The organism is Mangrovicoccus algicola (assembly GCF_014903745.1).
Taxonomy (GTDB): domain Bacteria; phylum Pseudomonadota; class Alphaproteobacteria; order Rhodobacterales; family Rhodobacteraceae; genus Mangrovicoccus; species Mangrovicoccus algicola.
This window is the reverse complement of record NZ_JACVXA010000020.1, coordinates 36,682-51,373: the sequence shown is the minus strand read 5'-3', so window position 1 is coordinate 51,373 and position 14,692 is coordinate 36,682. Positions and strand designations below refer to the sequence as shown.

At 64.2% G+C, this 14,692-nt stretch carries 16 protein-coding genes; 6 read left to right on the top strand and 10 right to left on the bottom strand.

Annotated features, from left to right (window positions below; genetic code table 11):
• Positions 1-78 precede the first annotated feature (78 nt).
• Both pcaQ and ICN82_RS08750 read left to right on the top strand, forming a co-directional pair.
• Complete coding sequence (gene pcaQ, locus ICN82_RS08755; protein ID WP_193181746.1) at positions 79-996, top strand: pca operon transcription factor PcaQ; 918 nt, start codon at positions 79-81, stop codon at positions 994-996.
• A gap of 94 nt (positions 997-1,090) precedes the next feature.
• Positions 1,091-2,023 carry an alpha/beta fold hydrolase gene (locus ICN82_RS08750; RefSeq protein WP_193181744.1) on the top strand — a complete coding sequence of 311 codons (933 nt, stop codon included), beginning with the start codon at positions 1,091-1,093 and terminating at the stop codon, positions 2,021-2,023.
• On the opposite strand, the gene ICN82_RS08745 is transcribed toward ICN82_RS08750, so the two are convergent.
• Genes ICN82_RS08745 through hrcA form a run of 3 tightly spaced genes read right to left on the bottom strand, consistent with a single transcriptional unit; the run spans position 1,969 to position 4,212 of the window.
• Positions 1,969-2,505: a YdcF family protein gene (locus ICN82_RS08745; protein ID WP_193181742.1), complete on the bottom strand. Its 537-nt coding sequence runs from the start codon at positions 2,503-2,505 to the stop codon at positions 1,969-1,971. The genes ICN82_RS08750 and ICN82_RS08745 overlap by 55 nt on opposite strands.
• A 1-nt stretch (position 2,506) precedes the next feature.
• Positions 2,507-3,142: a nucleotide exchange factor GrpE gene (locus ICN82_RS08740; RefSeq protein ID WP_193181740.1), complete on the bottom strand. Its 636-nt coding sequence runs from the start codon at positions 3,140-3,142 to the stop codon at positions 2,507-2,509.
• An 11-nt stretch (positions 3,143-3,153) separates the two neighbouring features.
• On the bottom strand, positions 3,154-4,212 hold the full coding sequence (gene hrcA, locus ICN82_RS08735) for a heat-inducible transcriptional repressor HrcA (RefSeq protein WP_193181739.1): 1,059 nt from the start codon (positions 4,210-4,212) through the stop codon (positions 3,154-3,156).
• Between the two features lie 100 nt (positions 4,213-4,312).
• Here hrcA and rph point away from each other — a divergent pair, with 100 nt between their 5' ends.
• The 4 genes from rph to ICN82_RS08715 are packed head-to-tail and all read left to right on the top strand — an operon-like array spanning position 4,313 to position 7,141.
• Entirely contained in the window at positions 4,313-5,023 is a 711-nt protein-coding gene (gene rph, locus ICN82_RS08730) for a ribonuclease PH (protein WP_193181738.1), read from the top strand.
• A complete protein-coding gene (gene rdgB / locus ICN82_RS08725; protein WP_193181737.1) occupies positions 5,020-5,631 on the top strand; it encodes an RdgB/HAM1 family non-canonical purine NTP pyrophosphatase in 612 nt (203 codons plus the stop codon). Before rph ends, rdgB begins: the two co-directional genes overlap by 4 nt.
• Before the next feature lies 1 nt (position 5,632).
• Entirely contained in the window at positions 5,633-6,787 is a 1,155-nt protein-coding gene (gene hemW, locus ICN82_RS08720; protein ID WP_193181806.1) for a radical SAM family heme chaperone HemW, read from the top strand.
• The gene (locus tag ICN82_RS08715; protein WP_193181736.1) at positions 6,788-7,141 is read left to right on the top strand and encodes a YbaN family protein; all 354 of its coding nucleotides are present in this window, start codon (positions 6,788-6,790) and stop codon (positions 7,139-7,141) included.
• 10 nt (positions 7,142-7,151) lie between these two features.
• Here ICN82_RS08715 and ICN82_RS08710 read toward each other — a convergent pair whose 3' ends face one another.
• The 7 genes from ICN82_RS08710 to hemJ form a co-directional block, all read right to left on the bottom strand.
• Complete coding sequence (locus tag ICN82_RS08710) at positions 7,152-8,021, bottom strand: ParB/RepB/Spo0J family partition protein (protein ID WP_193181735.1); 870 nt, start codon at positions 8,019-8,021, stop codon at positions 7,152-7,154.
• A gap of 10 nt (positions 8,022-8,031) precedes the next feature.
• A complete protein-coding gene (locus tag ICN82_RS08705; protein WP_193181733.1) occupies positions 8,032-8,847 on the bottom strand; it encodes a ParA family protein in 816 nt (271 codons plus the stop codon).
• A complete protein-coding gene (gene rsmG / locus ICN82_RS08700; RefSeq protein ID WP_193181731.1) occupies positions 8,840-9,448 on the bottom strand; it encodes a 16S rRNA (guanine(527)-N(7))-methyltransferase RsmG in 609 nt (202 codons plus the stop codon). The genes ICN82_RS08705 and rsmG overlap by 8 nt, the downstream gene beginning before the upstream one ends.
• Before the next feature lie 2 nt (positions 9,449-9,450).
• Positions 9,451-11,322, bottom strand: coding sequence for a tRNA uridine-5-carboxymethylaminomethyl(34) synthesis enzyme MnmG (gene mnmG, locus ICN82_RS08695; protein WP_193181729.1), 1,872 nt, complete (start codon positions 11,320-11,322; stop codon positions 9,451-9,453).
• Between the two features lie 11 nt (positions 11,323-11,333).
• The gene (mnmE, locus tag ICN82_RS08690; protein WP_193181727.1) at positions 11,334-12,620 is read right to left on the bottom strand and encodes a tRNA uridine-5-carboxymethylaminomethyl(34) synthesis GTPase MnmE; all 1,287 of its coding nucleotides are present in this window, start codon (positions 12,618-12,620) and stop codon (positions 11,334-11,336) included.
• A gap of 13 nt (positions 12,621-12,633) precedes the next feature.
• On the bottom strand, positions 12,634-13,905 hold the full coding sequence (rho, locus tag ICN82_RS08685) for a transcription termination factor Rho (RefSeq protein ID WP_193181726.1): 1,272 nt from the start codon (positions 13,903-13,905) through the stop codon (positions 12,634-12,636).
• A 119-nt stretch (positions 13,906-14,024) separates the two neighbouring features.
• Positions 14,025-14,480: a protoporphyrinogen oxidase HemJ gene (gene hemJ / locus ICN82_RS08680; RefSeq protein ID WP_193181724.1), complete on the bottom strand. Its 456-nt coding sequence runs from the start codon at positions 14,478-14,480 to the stop codon at positions 14,025-14,027.
• Between the last annotated feature and the right edge of the window lie 212 nt (positions 14,481-14,692).

Genomic DNA, 14,692 nt, shown 5'->3' with positions numbered 1-14,692 from the left:
GTCTCCCTGCGGATGGTGTGGCATATGATTTCGGGCATGTTTAATAATTTCTCAGCCGTTAATCATATCGGATATGCTATGCGTCTTTCCGGCCGTCTCAACATGCGTCACCTCGAATTGTTCGTCGAGGTCGCGCAGCGCAAGAGCGTCAGCCGCGCCGCCGAGGCGCTCCATCTGACCCAGCCCGCCGTCAGCCGCACGCTGCGCGAACTGGAGGAGCTTTGCGGCCGGCCGCTTTTCGAGAAACACGGACGCGGCATCCGCCTCTCGCCCTATGGCACGATCTTCCTGCGCCATGCCGGGGCCAGCCTTGCCGCCGCGCGCGAGGGGCTGAGCGCGCTGCAGAGCCTCGATCCGGACCAGGGGCCGCCGCTGCGGATCGGGGCGCTGCCCACGGTGCTGGCGACGATCGTGCCGCGGGCGGTGGCCGCCTATCGCGCCGAGGGGCCGGGGGCGCGGCTGTCGGTGGCCAGCGGATCGAACCTGGTGCTGCTGAACGACCTGCGCGAGGGGCGGCTGGACCTGGTGGTGGGCCGCCTGCCCGCACCCGAGAACATGGCCGCCGTCACCTTCGAACCGCTCTACCGCGAACGCGTCGTGGTGGTGGTCGCCGCCGGCCATCCGCTGGAGGGCGCCCGCCTGCTCTCGGCCGAGGACCTGGCGCGGTACCCGGTCTTGCTGCCCGGGCCCGGCTCGATCATCCGGCCCTTCGTGGAACGGCTGCTGATGGAACAGGGGCTGACGCCCCCGGCGGATGCGATCGAGACGGTCTCGCCCAGTTTCGGCTGGGCCTTCGTCAAGCGGTCCCGCGCCGTGTGGTTCATCTCCCAGGGGGTGGTCGCGGCGCAGCTGGAAACCGGGGAATTCGCCGAATTGCCGATGGATACCGGCACGACCCTGGGATCGGTCGGGCTGTGCACGCGGTTGGACAAGGCGCCCGGCGCCTCTGTCACGCGCTTCGCCGACATCCTGCGGCGGGTCGCCACCGAATCCTAGCCGCCGCCGGGCAAACCGGGGGCGCGGCAACGGGACCCGAGGCTTTCGCCTCCGGCCGGGTTACTCTGGGGCAGCGAATTGAAGGGACAAGGACATGGCACGGATCAGGGCAGGCGACGTGACGCTGGGACATCGGCAATGGGGCAGCGGCCCAGTGCCGGTCCTATTCATCCACGGCAACCTGGCCAGCAAGGACTGGATCGAGATCGCCGCGCAATGGTTCCCGCCGGATCTCGCGGTCCATGCCGTCGACTGGCGCGGCTGCGGCGACAGCGACCGCCCGACGCCGGATGACGATTACGACAATTACTCGATCACCCAGCACGCCACGGACATGCTGGCGGCGATGGATGTGCTGGGGCTGGATTGCGTCCACCTGGTGACGCATTCGACCGGCGGGATCATCGCGGCGCGGATGCAGCTGATCGCGCCGGAGCGGATCGGGCGGATCCTGCACCTGGACCCGGTCTCGCCCATGGGGATCCGCTTCGAGGAAAGCTCCATCGCCGCCTTCCGCGCGATGGAGCAGTCCAAGCAGACCACCCGCGCGGTGATGGCCAATGCCGCCTCCTCGCTGTTCCAGGCCGACAGTTTCCTGCCCGGCAAGATGCCCCGGTTCCGCGACGGGATCGACCATCTGCAGGCGATGTACGAGAAGGTCATCGACCAGACCTTCACCGCCGGGCACGGCATCTGGCTGGGCACGCCGCTGAACCTGACCAAGGAGGCCGAGACCGGCGAACTCGCCGGGCGCATCGGCGAACTGGTGCATGAAACCCTGATCCTGTGGGGCCAGCAGGACGCGATCATCCTGCAGAAGGACATGCGCGCCATGGCCGAGGCCCTGCCCGATGCCCGGCTGGTGGAGGTGCCCGGCGTGGGGCATTCGATGAATATCGAGGCGCCGCAGATGTTCGCGGGCTTCGTCGCCGGCTTCCTGTCGGGGATCCTCCCCGAACCGCCCGGCACCGCTCAGCCGGGGCCGTCCCCGTCGCGGGTGCGGTGGTGGCAGAGCCGCACGGCATAGACCGGCAGGGCCACCGCCTCGCGCAGGGCCGCGCGCAGCCAGCGATCCGCCCGGCCGAACCGCCAGACCGGACGCGCGCGGGCCGCCATGCCGAACCGGCGGAAGCTGAGCACCGCGCGCGGGCAGTGATAGCTGTCGGTGACGACCAGCACCCGGTCGAGCCCGTGCGCCCGCATCAGCCGCGCGGTGAACAGCGCGTTTTCCAGCGTGGAGGTGGACCGGTCCTCGCAGAGGATGCGGGCCGGGTCGATGCCCGCGGCGACCAGGTCGCGGCGGATCACATGGGCCTCGGCAGGTGCGTCGCGGCCGAGCCCGCCCGATCCGATCACCGCGGCCTGCGGATACTGCCGGGCCAGGTCGGCGCCGCGGGCGATGCGCCGCGCCAGGGCGGGGCTTGCCCTTCCGCCGGGCCAGACCGCCGCGCCCAGGATGACGATGGCGGTCCGGCCGTCACCGGACGCCGCGGGGCGTCCGGGGGCCATGTCAGGCGGGGGTCGAGGAGACGCCGACCTGCGCCGGGCGCAGCAGGCGGTCGCTGATCATGAAGCCTTCGGCCATCACCTGGATGATGTCGCCGGCCTTGGTGTTGGGCACCGGCGCCTCGAACATCGCCTGATGCACCTGCGGGTCGAATTTCTCGCCGACCTCGGGCGCGATGCGGGTGATGCCGTGCTTGCCGAAGATGTTGACCAGTTCGCGCATCGTCAGTTCCACCCCCTCGATCAGGGCGGCATGCTCGGCCTTCTGTTCCTCGGTGATCGACTCGATCGCGCGCTTCATGTTGTCATAGACCGGCAGCATGTCGCGGGCGAGCTTGGTGCCGCCATACATCTCGGCATCCTTGCGGTCGCGCTCGCCGCGCTTGCGGGCATTCTCGGCCTCGGCCAGGGCGCGCATCATGCGGTCGCGATACTCGTCGCGCTCGGCGATGACGGCATCCACATTGGGCCCCGAGCCGGCCTCTGCGGGGGCCTCGTCCTCGGGCGGCAGCGTCTCGGTCTCGCCCGCCTCGGCCGCGCGTTCGTATTCGCGGGCCAGCGCCTCGATGTCTATGGTTTCCTCGGCTCCGGTTGCGGGCTTGTCCTCGAACATCCCGTTGTCCTTCTTCGGATCCGCCATGATCTCTCCTCTTATCCCCGGTCGGACAGGATGCGTCCGACCAGTTGCGCCGTATAGTCCACGATCGGCACGATCCGTCCGTAATTCAGACGCGTGGGGCCGATCACCCCGACCGCACCGACGATTTTCCGATCAGCGTTCATATAAGGAGACACCACCAAAGAGGAACCCGAAAGTGAGAAAAGCTTGTTCTCCGAGCCGATAAAAATGCGCACGCCCTCGCCCTGTTCGGCCAGTTCCAGGAATTCGGCAATGTCGCGCTTGCGCTCCAGATCGTCGAACAGCGTGCGGATCCGGTCCAGGTCGGCGGCATCCCCGTCCAGGAGGTTCGCGCGCCCGCGCACGATCAGCCGTTCGGAATCGGAATCCTCCCCCGCCCAGACCGCAAGGCCGCTTTCCACCAGCGCCTGGGCCAGCCCGTCGATCTCCTGCCGGCGCTGGCGCATCTCCGTCTCGATCACGTAGCGCAGCTCGCCCAGCGTGCGCCCCTCGGCCAGCGCATTGATGAAATTCGCCGCCTCCCGCATCGCGCTGGGGGTCAGTCCCGGCGGCGGGGTGAAGACGCGGTTCTCGACATGCCCGTCCGCCATCACCAGAACCACCAGCGCCCGGTCCGCGCCGAGGCTGACGAAATCGATATGGCGCACCGGCGCCTCCTGCTTGGGCGCCAGCACCAGGCTGGCCCCGTGCGTCGCCCCCGACAGCGCCGCGCCGATCTTGTCGAGCATCGAGCCGACATCGCCGCGCCCCTGGCCGACCGTCGACTCCAGGGCCAGGCGGTCGCTGTCGGTGAGATTCTCCACCTCCATGAACCCGTCGATGAACATCCGCAGCCCCAGTTCGGTCGGGATGCGCCCGGCCGAGATATGCGGACTGTTCAGAAGCCCCATGAATTCGAGATCCTGCATCACGTTGCGGATCGTGGCCGCGCTGACCTTCTCCTCCATCGAGCGGGTGAGCGTGCGCGATCCGACCGGTTCGCCGGTCTCCAGATAGCCTTCGACGACGCGGCGGAAGACTTCGCGGGCGCGTGCGTTCATGTCGGGGGTCAGGGTCTTGTCGGTCTTCATGTCTGAACGAGCTTGCCGGCTCCGTGATGAGGCGTCAATCGGCCTTGAAATCACATATGTGCGGCAGATAAGGCTGCGGCAACCCGTGAAAGGATGACCGATGCGACCCTCTGGCCGACAGCTTGGCGACATGCGCCCCGTGACCATCGAAACCGGCGTGACGCGCCATGCCGAAGGCTCCTGCCTGATCAAGGTCGGCGGCACGCATGTCCTGTGCACCGCCACGATCGAGGACCGCCCGCCGCATTTCCTGAAAGGCACCGGGCTGGGCTGGGTGACGGCCGAATACGGCATGCTGCCGCGCGCCACCCATAGCCGGATGCCGCGCGAGGCCAAGAAGGGCCAGTCCGGCCGCACCCAGGAGATCCAGCGCCTGATCGGCCGCGCGCTGCGCGCCGGGGTCGACCGCGTCGCCCTGGGCGAACGCCAGATCGTCCTCGATTGCGACGTGATCCAGGCCGATGGCGGCACCCGCTGCGCGTCGATCACCGGCGGATGGGTCGCGCTGCGCCTGGCCTTCGACAAGCTCATGAAGGCCGGGATCGTGACCTCCGATCCGATGCTGGACCATATCGCCGCCGTCTCCTGCGGCATCTATGCCGGCCAGCCCATCCTCGATCTCGACTATCCCGAGGACAGCGAGGCCGGCGTCGACGGGAATTTCGTGCTGACCGGCGCGGGCCGGCTCGTGGAGGTGCAGATGAGCGCCGAGGGCGCCACCTTCTCGCGCGACCAGATGTCGACGCTGATGGACCTGGCCGAAACCGGCTGCCAGACGCTGGTCGCCGCACAGAAGGCGGCCCTGGCATGACCCGCAAGCTGACCGAACCGAAACTCTGCCTGGCCTCGCACAACAAGGGCAAGCTGGTGGAGATCGCCGCGCTGCTGGCCCCCTACGGGATCGAGGTCGTCTCGGCCGGCGATCTGGGCCTGCCGGAACCTGCCGAGACCGAGGACAGCTTTGCCGGCAATGCCCGGATCAAGGCCCATTTCGCGGCCAGGGAATCCGGCCTGCCAGCCCTGTCGGACGATAGCGGCATCTGCGTCGACGGGCTGGACGGCGCGCCCGGCGTCTATACCGCCGACTGGGCCGAGACGCCCGCCGGCAGGGACTTCCCCATGGCAATGCGCAAGACCTGGGACCTGCTGGAGGAACGCGGCGCACCGCATCCGCGCACGGCCCGGTTCTGCTGCACGCTGTGCATCGCCTGGCCCGACGGGCATGACGAGCTGTTCGAGGGCAAGGCCGAGGGCCGCCTCACCTGGCCCATGCGCGGCGCCGAGGGCCATGGCTATGACCCGATCTTCATCCCCGAAGGCCATGACATCACCTTCGGCGAGATGGCGGCCGAGGAGAAGAACCGCATCAGCCACCGCGCCGATGCCTTCGCCAAGCTGAAGGCGGGGGCCCTTGGCTGAGCTGGAAACATGGCAGGAGGCCGGGTTCGGCCTCTACCTGCACTGGCCGTTCTGCGCCGCCAAGTGCCCCTATTGCGACTTCAATTCCCATGTCACCGCCCGCATCGACCAGCGTGCCTGGACCGAAGCCTATCTGAGCGAATTGCGCCGCGCGGCGGCGGAAACCCCCGGGCGCATCCTGTCGACCGTGTTCTTCGGCGGCGGCACACCCAGCCTGATGCAGCCGGAGACCGTCGCCGCGATCCTCGACGAGGTCCGCAGGCTCTGGCCCATGGTCAACGATCCCGAGATCACGCTGGAGGCCAATCCCACATCGGTGGAGGCGGGCCGCTTTGCCGGCTATGCCGCCGCCGGGGTCAACCGGCTCTCGATGGGGGTCCAGTCACTGCACGATGAGGACCTGCGCCGGCTCGGCCGCCTGCACAGCGCAGCCGAGGCCATGGCCGCCTTCGACATCGCCCGCGCCCAGTTCTCCCGCGTCAGCTTCGACCTGATCTATGCACGGCAGGGACAGACCCTCGACATGTGGCGATCAGAACTATCTACTGCACTAGATATGGCGGTAGACCACCTTTCCTTGTATCAGTTGACGATCGAACCCGGCACCGCCTTCGGCGACCGCTTTGCCGCCGGCCGGCTGCGGGATCTGCCCGATGATGACATCGCCGCCGACATGTACGAGGTCACGCAGGAACTGTGCGATGCCGCCGGGCTCCCCGCCTATGAGGTGTCCAACCACGCACGCCCCGGCAGCGAAAGCCGGCACAACCGCATCTATTGGCGGGGCGGCGATTGGGTCGGCATCGGTCCGGGCGCCCATGGCCGGCTCGGCCTAGGTGGAACCCGCATGGCAACGGAGACGGAACTTTCTCCGGCGCTCTGGCTTCGCAAGGTAACGGAGACCGGCAATGGCGAAACCCTGCGCCACGGGCTCGGCCTGACGGAAACCGCCGAGGAATACCTGATGATGAGCCTGCGCCTGACCGAAGGGACAGATCTGGGGCGGCTGGCCCGGCTAGGACACCGGCTGGACGACACACGTGTGGCAGAGCTAGAGGAGATGGGTCTGCTGCAAAGAGCCGGTACTCGCCTGCGCTGCACGGCGCAGGGCCGGTTGGTCCTGAATGAAATACTGCGACGACTGATGGTGGACTGAATGCGGGCGATCTGGTTCTGTCTGGGCCTGATCGCCCTGCTTCTGGGGCTGGCCGGCATTCCGCTGCCGCTGCTGCCGACCGTGCCTTTCCTGTTGCTCGCGACCTTCTGCTTTGCCCGGTCTTCGCCAAGACTGCATCAATGGCTCGTCACCCATCCGGTCTATGGGCCATCGATCAGGGACTGGCAGGAAAACGGCGCCATATCGCGCCGCGCCAAGCGCTTGGCCACCATGACGATCATCGGCAGCCTGGTGATATCGATCGGCCTGAACGTCCCTGCCACCGCGCTCGGCCTGCAGGCCGGGACGCTATGCCTTGTCCTGATCTTCATCTGGACAAGGCCGTCGGTCTAGAATTCGGCGCTCAGGACACCGAAAGCAGCCGACACAGCGTATCCAGCTGATCCAGCGATTTGTACTTGATGACCAGCTGTCCGTTCGAGCCGTTGGACTTGTGGTCGACGCTGACCCGCATGCCCAGCGTATTCGACAGATCCTGTTCCAGCACGCGCGTATCCGCATCCTTTTCCGGACGCGCCGGGCGGGGCGCGGGCGGCTCGGCCGATGCCTTGGCAAGGCGTTCCGTATCTCGGACCGACAGCCCCTTGTCGACAACTACCTTTGCCAGCTCCGCAGGATTTTCGCTCGTGATCAGGGCCCGCGCATGGCCGGCACTCAGCAGCCCGTCACGCAGCAATGCGAGAACCTCGTCAGGCAATTGCAGCAGACGCAGCAAGTTCGCGATATAGCTGCGGCTTTTGCCGAGAGCTTCCGCCAGGCGTTCCTGCGTATGGCCGAACTTGTCCATCAGCTGCCGATAGCCCAGGGCCTCTTCCACCGCGTTCAGATCCGCGCGCTGGACGTTCTCGATGATGGCAATTTCCAGCATTTCGGTATCGGAGTAGTTCCGCACGATGACCGGAATGCTGTGAACCTGCGCCCGCTGCGCGGCGCGCCAGCGGCGTTCCCCCGCAACAATCTGGTATTTCGGCGAACCGCCGGGATTCGGGCGGACGATCAGGGGCTGCAACACGCCCTTTTCCGCTATCGAAGCCGCGAGATCCGCCAAGTCCTCTTCGCGGAAATGGCGCCGCGGCTGGTCCGGATTGGGTGCGACCGTTTCGACCGGAACGGTCAGTTCAGCGCTCCGCCCTGCCTCGCTCCGCGACGGCTCCTGCAGCGCCACATCGGCCATCAGCGCCGACAAACCACGTCCGAGTCCACGCTTTTCCATCTCGCTCTCCTCAGGCTTCTACGACGGCGGCGGTTGTATTCTGATAGCGCGCGACAATCTCGTCGGCCAGCGCTTTATAGGCCAGGCTGCCCTTGGACATCGGATCGTAATCGATCACCGGAATGGCAAAGGAGGGCGCTTCGCTGACGCGAACATTTCGCGGCACGATGGTTTCGAAGACCAGTTCACCCAGGGTATCCCGCGCGTCACGTTCCACCTGCTGGGCCAGACGGTTGCGGTTGTCATGCATGGTCAGCAGAACGCCTTCGATCCGCAATGACGGGTTGGCAGCCTGCCGGATTTCCCGGATCGTCAGCATCAGCTGCGAAAGCCCCTCAAGCGCGAAGAATTCGCTCTGCAACGGGATCAGGATGCTATCTGCCGCGACCATGGCGTTGACGGTCAAGAGGTTCAGTGATGGCGGGCAATCGATCAGGATGTAATCCAGTCCATTCCCTGCCCCATCCTTGGCCGAGAGAGCATCTTTCAGCAGATAACTCCGCCGCTCATTCGCGACGAGTTCAATATCAGCGGAGCTGAGATCTGTCGTCGCGGGTGCGATCGTCACCCGTTCGACTTCGGTATCCACCAGAATCTCGGCAAGCGGACGCCCCTCGATCAGGAGGTCATAGGTCGAAAGACTTCGCCGATCCGGGTCCACGCCAAGGCCGGTCGAGGCGTTCCCCTGCGGGTCGAGGTCGATAATGAGTACCCGGTTTCCAAGCCTTGCCAAAGCGGCTGCAAGGTTGATCGTCGTTGTCGTTTTCCCGACGCCACCTTTTTGATTGGCGACAGCAACGACACGCGGGGAAGAACGATCAGACATCACGGATACTTTCAAGCTTCAGGATGACAGACTCTGAATCCACCTGACTCGGGTTGATTTCAAGTGAAAATGCGAAGTTATCCCGAACTTCTTCGATCTCCTGTTGATATTTGCGCCCCTTGGGCAGAAAAGCCCGGCCGTTTGGCGCGACATGGCGCAGGACCCAGGGAAGAAGCCGCGGCAGCGGCGCGAGGGCTCGCGCCGAAATCACGTCGGCCCGCTGGGCCGGTGCGTCCTCAATCCGCTCTGCAAGGATAGTGACGGGTATGCCTGTTTCACGTGAAACAGTCCGCAGGAAGGTGCATTTACGTTGATCGGATTCGATCAGCGTAAAGGAACTGTTCCACCCCGCGCCGACCGCGGCGATAGCAGCTACCATTCCGGGAAAGCCCGCGCCGGAACCAAGATCGCACCAATGCCGTGGCTCTTCCTTCTGAAGATGGAAAACCTGGAGGGAGTCGAGAAAGTGACGCTCCCAACTTTCGGCAAGGGTCGACGGCGCCACAAGGTTGATCTTGGAATTCCACTTCTCCAGAAGGCCCTGATAAATTCTCAGGCGATCCCGTGTTTCACGTGAAACATCAAACTGATCTGCCGCCATCGTCAAATCGCGGCTTTCTTGCCAACGGTCTGCCGAAGCTTGGATAAAATGAGCACCATTGCTGCAGGGGTCATGCCCTCAATATGAGACGCTTGGGCAAGATTCCTCGGGCGGTTTGCCTTGAGCTTCAATTTCAGCTCCGAAGAAAGCCCGGAAAGCGCCGAGAAGTCGAAATCCTCGGGGATCCGCATCTCGGATTCTTTCTTGAGCGCTGCCGCATCCCGTTGCTGACGTTCGACATATTGCGCGTAAAGCGCATCCGTCGCGACTTGAGAGCGAAGATCTTCTGGAATATCGGCGAAGCGGGGGGAGAGTTCGAGGATCCGCTCGAAGCTGACATTCGGGTAGGATAGCAGGTTCAGAGCGGTTCGACGCGTGCCGTCATTGCTGATCTCGAAACCATGCGCGATCAACTCTTTCGGCGTCCAGGTGTCCGCCCCAAGCACGTCCCGCGCCTTGGAAAGCCCTGTCATTTTCGCCTCGAAAGCTGTGCGCCGCTCTCCGGAACAGATTCCGATCGAGATTGCCTTGGGTGTCAGACGCTGATCGGCATTGTCCGCCCGCAGGCTCAGCCGGAACTCTGCACGTGACGTGAACATGCGATAGGGTTCCGACACGCCCCGTGACGTCAAATCGTCCAGCATGACGCCGATATAGCTCTCCGCGCGCGTGAATTCGACACGCTCTCGCTGCGTCGCCCGCATCGCCGCGTTCAGCCCGGCGACCAGCCCCTGGGCCGCGGCCTCTTCATATCCCGTCGTGCCATTTATTTGCCCGGCGAGGTAGAGACCCGGCACGTCCCGCAGCGCCAGCGTCGTATCCAGTGCACGGGGATCGATGAAGTCATATTCGATCGCATAGCCAGGCTGCAGGATTTCGACGCTTTCCAAGCCGAATATCGACCGGACATAAGCGTGCTGCACCTCTTCAGGGAGAGAGGTGGAGATGCCATTCGGATAAACAGTATGGTCGTCGAGACCCTCCGGCTCAAGGAAGACCTGATGCGACTCCTTGTCGGCGAAGCGGACGACCTTGTCCTCGATAGAAGGGCAATATCTGGGGCCAATCCCTTCTATGTGCCCCCCATACATGGCAGAACGTTCGAGATTTTCGCGGATGATCTCATGCGTTGCCGAATTCGTATGGGTGATCCCGCAGGAAATCTGACGCGCCTTCGGGGCGCGGTTCAGGAAGGAGAACATCACGGGCTGGTCATCGCCCGGCTGATGCTCCAACTTGTCCCAAGCAATCGTGCGACCATCAAGGCGTGGCGGCGTACCGGTCTTGAGACGCCCCAGAGGCAAAGCGAAACTCTTTAGACGCTCGGCGAGTGGGATCGATGGGCGATCTCCCATGCGTCCCGCGGAATAGTGCTGATCTCCGATATGGATCACACCATTGAGGAAGGTTCCCGTCGTCAGCACGACCGCAGCGGCGGTAATCTCGCTGCCATCGGCGAGCTGGACACCGCCAACCGCCTCGCCCCGCATGAGGAAATCCGTCACCTCCCCTTCAAGGATGGTCAGGTTCCGTGTCGCGGAAAGCTCTGCCTGCATCGCCTGGCAATAAAGTTTGCGATCCGATTGCGCCCGGGGACCCTGTACAGCCGGACCTTTGCGGCGGTTGAGCAATCGATATTGGATCCCCGCGGCATCCGCGATCCGGCCCATGATGCCATCCAACGCGTCGATTTCCCGGACGAGATGCCCCTTCCCCAATCCGCCAATCGCCGGATTGCAGGACATGACGCCCAGGTTGGAAAATTTCAGCGTGACGAGTGCAGTCCGGGCACCGCTCCGCGCCGCTGCATGGGCCGCCTCGGTTCCTGCATGTCCACCGCCAACCACGACGACATCGAAATCTGCATGTTTCACGTGAAACACTCCTATTTTCCGAGACAGAAGTTTCGGAAGATGTCGTCGAGCATATCCTCGACATCCACCTTTCCGATCAGCTCGTCCAGACTATGGGCCGCCTGACGAAGATGCTCGGAAAGAAACTCCGTTCGTTCCTCGCCGAGGTCTAGCTCAAGCAGCGCCGATTCCATAGCCACTTTCGCGCGAGTCATGGCAATCCGGTGCCGGTCATTGCTGGCAGAACCGGCCTGCGAAGCGCGATCGGTCAGATACGCCGCGACCCGCGCCAGCAGACCCGGAATGCCATGCCCCGTTCTGCCCGAGATACCATCCGACAACCGCCCGTCATCGTCCTTCGCCTGCAAGACGATGTCTTCCGCCAAGGGTGCCAGGCCGGGAGGCAAGCCTGCCTCGTCGCAGAGATAGATCCTCAGATCCGCATCTTCGGCACGGCTGAGCGCGCGGGCGATGCCGATCTTCTCGATCTCGTCGCCCGCCTCACGCAGGCCGGCCGTGTCCAGAAGCGTGACGGGCAGACCCGAAATATCCATCCGCACCTCGATCACGTCGCGGGTCGTTCCCGCGATATCAGAGGTGATTGCCGCGTCCCTGCCAGCCAAAGCATTGAGAAGAGTAGATTTTCCCGCATTCGGCCGGCCGAGGATCGCAACCAGGAAGCCGTCGCGGATGCGTTCCGCGGCGGAAATCCCGCTCAGTTCCGATTCCAGATCCCCGAGAATCGACGTCAGGAGACGACGGGCCTCCGCCACGATTTCCTCGGGAAGGTCCTCGTCCGAGAAATCGATGCTGGCTGCGATCAATGCCATGGCGTGAACCAGATCGTCGCGCCAGCTCACGACCTTGCGGCCCAATGCGCCGGCCATGACCTTCATCGCCTGGCGCCGCTGCGCCTCGGTCTCGGCCTGAACCAGGTCGGCCAGGCCCTCCACCTCGGTGAGGTCCAGCCGCCCGTTCTCCATCGCCCGCCGGGTGAATTCGCCGGGCTCCGCCAGTCGCGCCAGCCCCTGCCCCGCGATTTCGGTCATCACGGCCGAAACCACCGCGGGGCTGCCATGCAGGTGCAGTTCGGTCACCGGCTCGCCGGTGAAGCTGCGCTCGGCCGGGAAGATCACGACCAGCGCCTGGTCGAGTGTCTCGCCGGCCCGGTCGCGCAGCGTGGCAAGGCTCATCTGGCGCAGCGGCGGAAGGCGTCCGGCAAGCGCATGGCATGCCCGATGCGCGTCCGGCCCCGAAAGTCTCAGGACGGCCACGCCCGCCTTTCCCTGGCCGCTGGCCAAGCCATAGATGGTGTCCATGGCCGGCTCCGTGTCAGGTATTCATCGAGTCGAAGAAATCGGAATTGCTCTTGGTCTGCTTGAGCTTGGAGATCAGGAACTCGATGGCGTCGGTGGTGCCCATCGGGTTCAGGATGCGCCGCAGGACATAGGTCTTCTGCAGGTCGGCCTTGTCGACCAGCAGGTCCTCCTTGCGGGTCCCCGATTTGAGGATGTCCATCGCCGGGAAGACGCGCTTGTCCGCGACCTTGCGGTCGAGCACGATCTCGGAGTTGCCGGTGCCCTTGAATTCCTCGAAGATCACCTCGTCCATGCGCGAGCCGGTATCGATCAGCGCCGTCGCGATGATGGTCAGCGACCCGCCTTCCTCGATATTCCGCGCGGCGCCGAAGAACCGCTTGGGCCGCTGCAGCGCGTTGGCGTCCACGCCGCCGGTCAGCACCTTGCCCGAAGACGGCACGACCGTGTTGAAGGCGCGGCCCAGACGGGTGATGGAGTCGAGCAGGATGACCACGTCACGCTTGTGCTCCACCAGGCGCTTGGCCTTCTCGATCACCATTTCCGACACGGCCACGTGGCGCGTCGCCGGCTCGTCGAAGGTCGAGGAGATGACCTCGCCCTTCACCGAACGCTGCATGTCGGTGACTTCCTCGGGGCGTTCGTCGATCAGCAGGACGATCAGGTAGCATTCGGGATGATTGCGTTCGATCGAATGCGCGATGTTCTGCAGGAGCACGGTCTTGCCGGTGCGCGGCGGGGCGACGATCAGCGACCGCTGGCCCTTGCCGATCGGTGCCACCAGGTCGATGATCCGTGCCGAACGGTCGCGGATCGTCGGATCCTCGATTTCCATCTTCAGCCGCTCGTCGGGATAAAGGGGCGTGAGGTTGTCGAAGGCGATCTTGTGGCGGGCGCGTTCGGGATCCTCGAAATTGATCTTGGAGACCTTCACCAGCCCGAAATAGCGTTCATTGTCGCGCGGGGAGTGGATCACGCCCTCGATCGTGTCGCCGGTGCGCAGCGAGAACTGGCGGATCATGTCAGGGCTGACATAGATGTCGTCGGGGCCGGGCAGGTAATTCGCTTCGGGCGAGCGCAGGAAGCCGAACCCGTCCTGCAGGACCTCCAGCACGCCATCCCCCGAGATCTCCCAGCCCTCTTCCGCCCGCTCGCGCAGGATCTGGAACATCATCTCGCCCTTGCGCATCGTGGAGGCGTTCTCGATTTCCAGTTCTTCCGCCATGGCGAGAAGGGATTTCGGAGATTTGGCCTTGAGATCAGCCAGGTTGAGACGTTCTTCGGTCATAAAGATGGATGCTCTCTCAGAGATCTACCGCCAGATGCGGGATCAACCGTATAGACATGGGGAATCAGCAGGCGGACGCCTGTGGGGGTGCTGCTAAAGGCTTTCGGCAGCCGAGTCAATCAGAACGGGCGCGCGATCACCATGACGACGATGACCACCATGAGCAGCGTCGGCAGTTCGTTCATCAGCCGATAGCGGCGGCCGGGCCGCGTGTTGCGCCCTGCCGCGAAATCCTTGCGGCACCGCGCCAGCCAGTGATGGAACCAGGTCATGACGAGAACCGCCAGCGCCTTGACGTGGACCCAGCCCTGGCTCCAGTCGAGGATGCCGGGGGTCAGGACGAGGCACAGGCCGAAAATCCAGGTGGCAATCATCGCCGGGGTCATGATGAAGCGCAGCAGCTTGTATTCCATGACACGCAGCAGCTGATCGGTCTCGCTGCCGACGGTTCCCTTCTCGGCATGATAGACGAATAGCCGGGGCAGGTAGAACAGCCCTGCCATCCAGGCGATGACCGAGATCACGTGAAGGGATTTTGTCCACGGATAGGCCGAGGCAAGAAAGTCGCTGATCATGGGGCCTCCTCGCCTCCTCTTATTTATTAATAGATAGAGAAGGAAGATGGTGATTTAGAGCCTGTGGATAGTGTGGATTTCAAGTTTATCCGTCCCGTTTTCCCCATGTGGATAAATCTGAATCATTTTCACCCGCGAGTCCCGGTTAATAAATTAATTCCATATTAACGGAGACTTGGCGAAGGAAAAGTTCTTCAGCCTGTGGATAACTA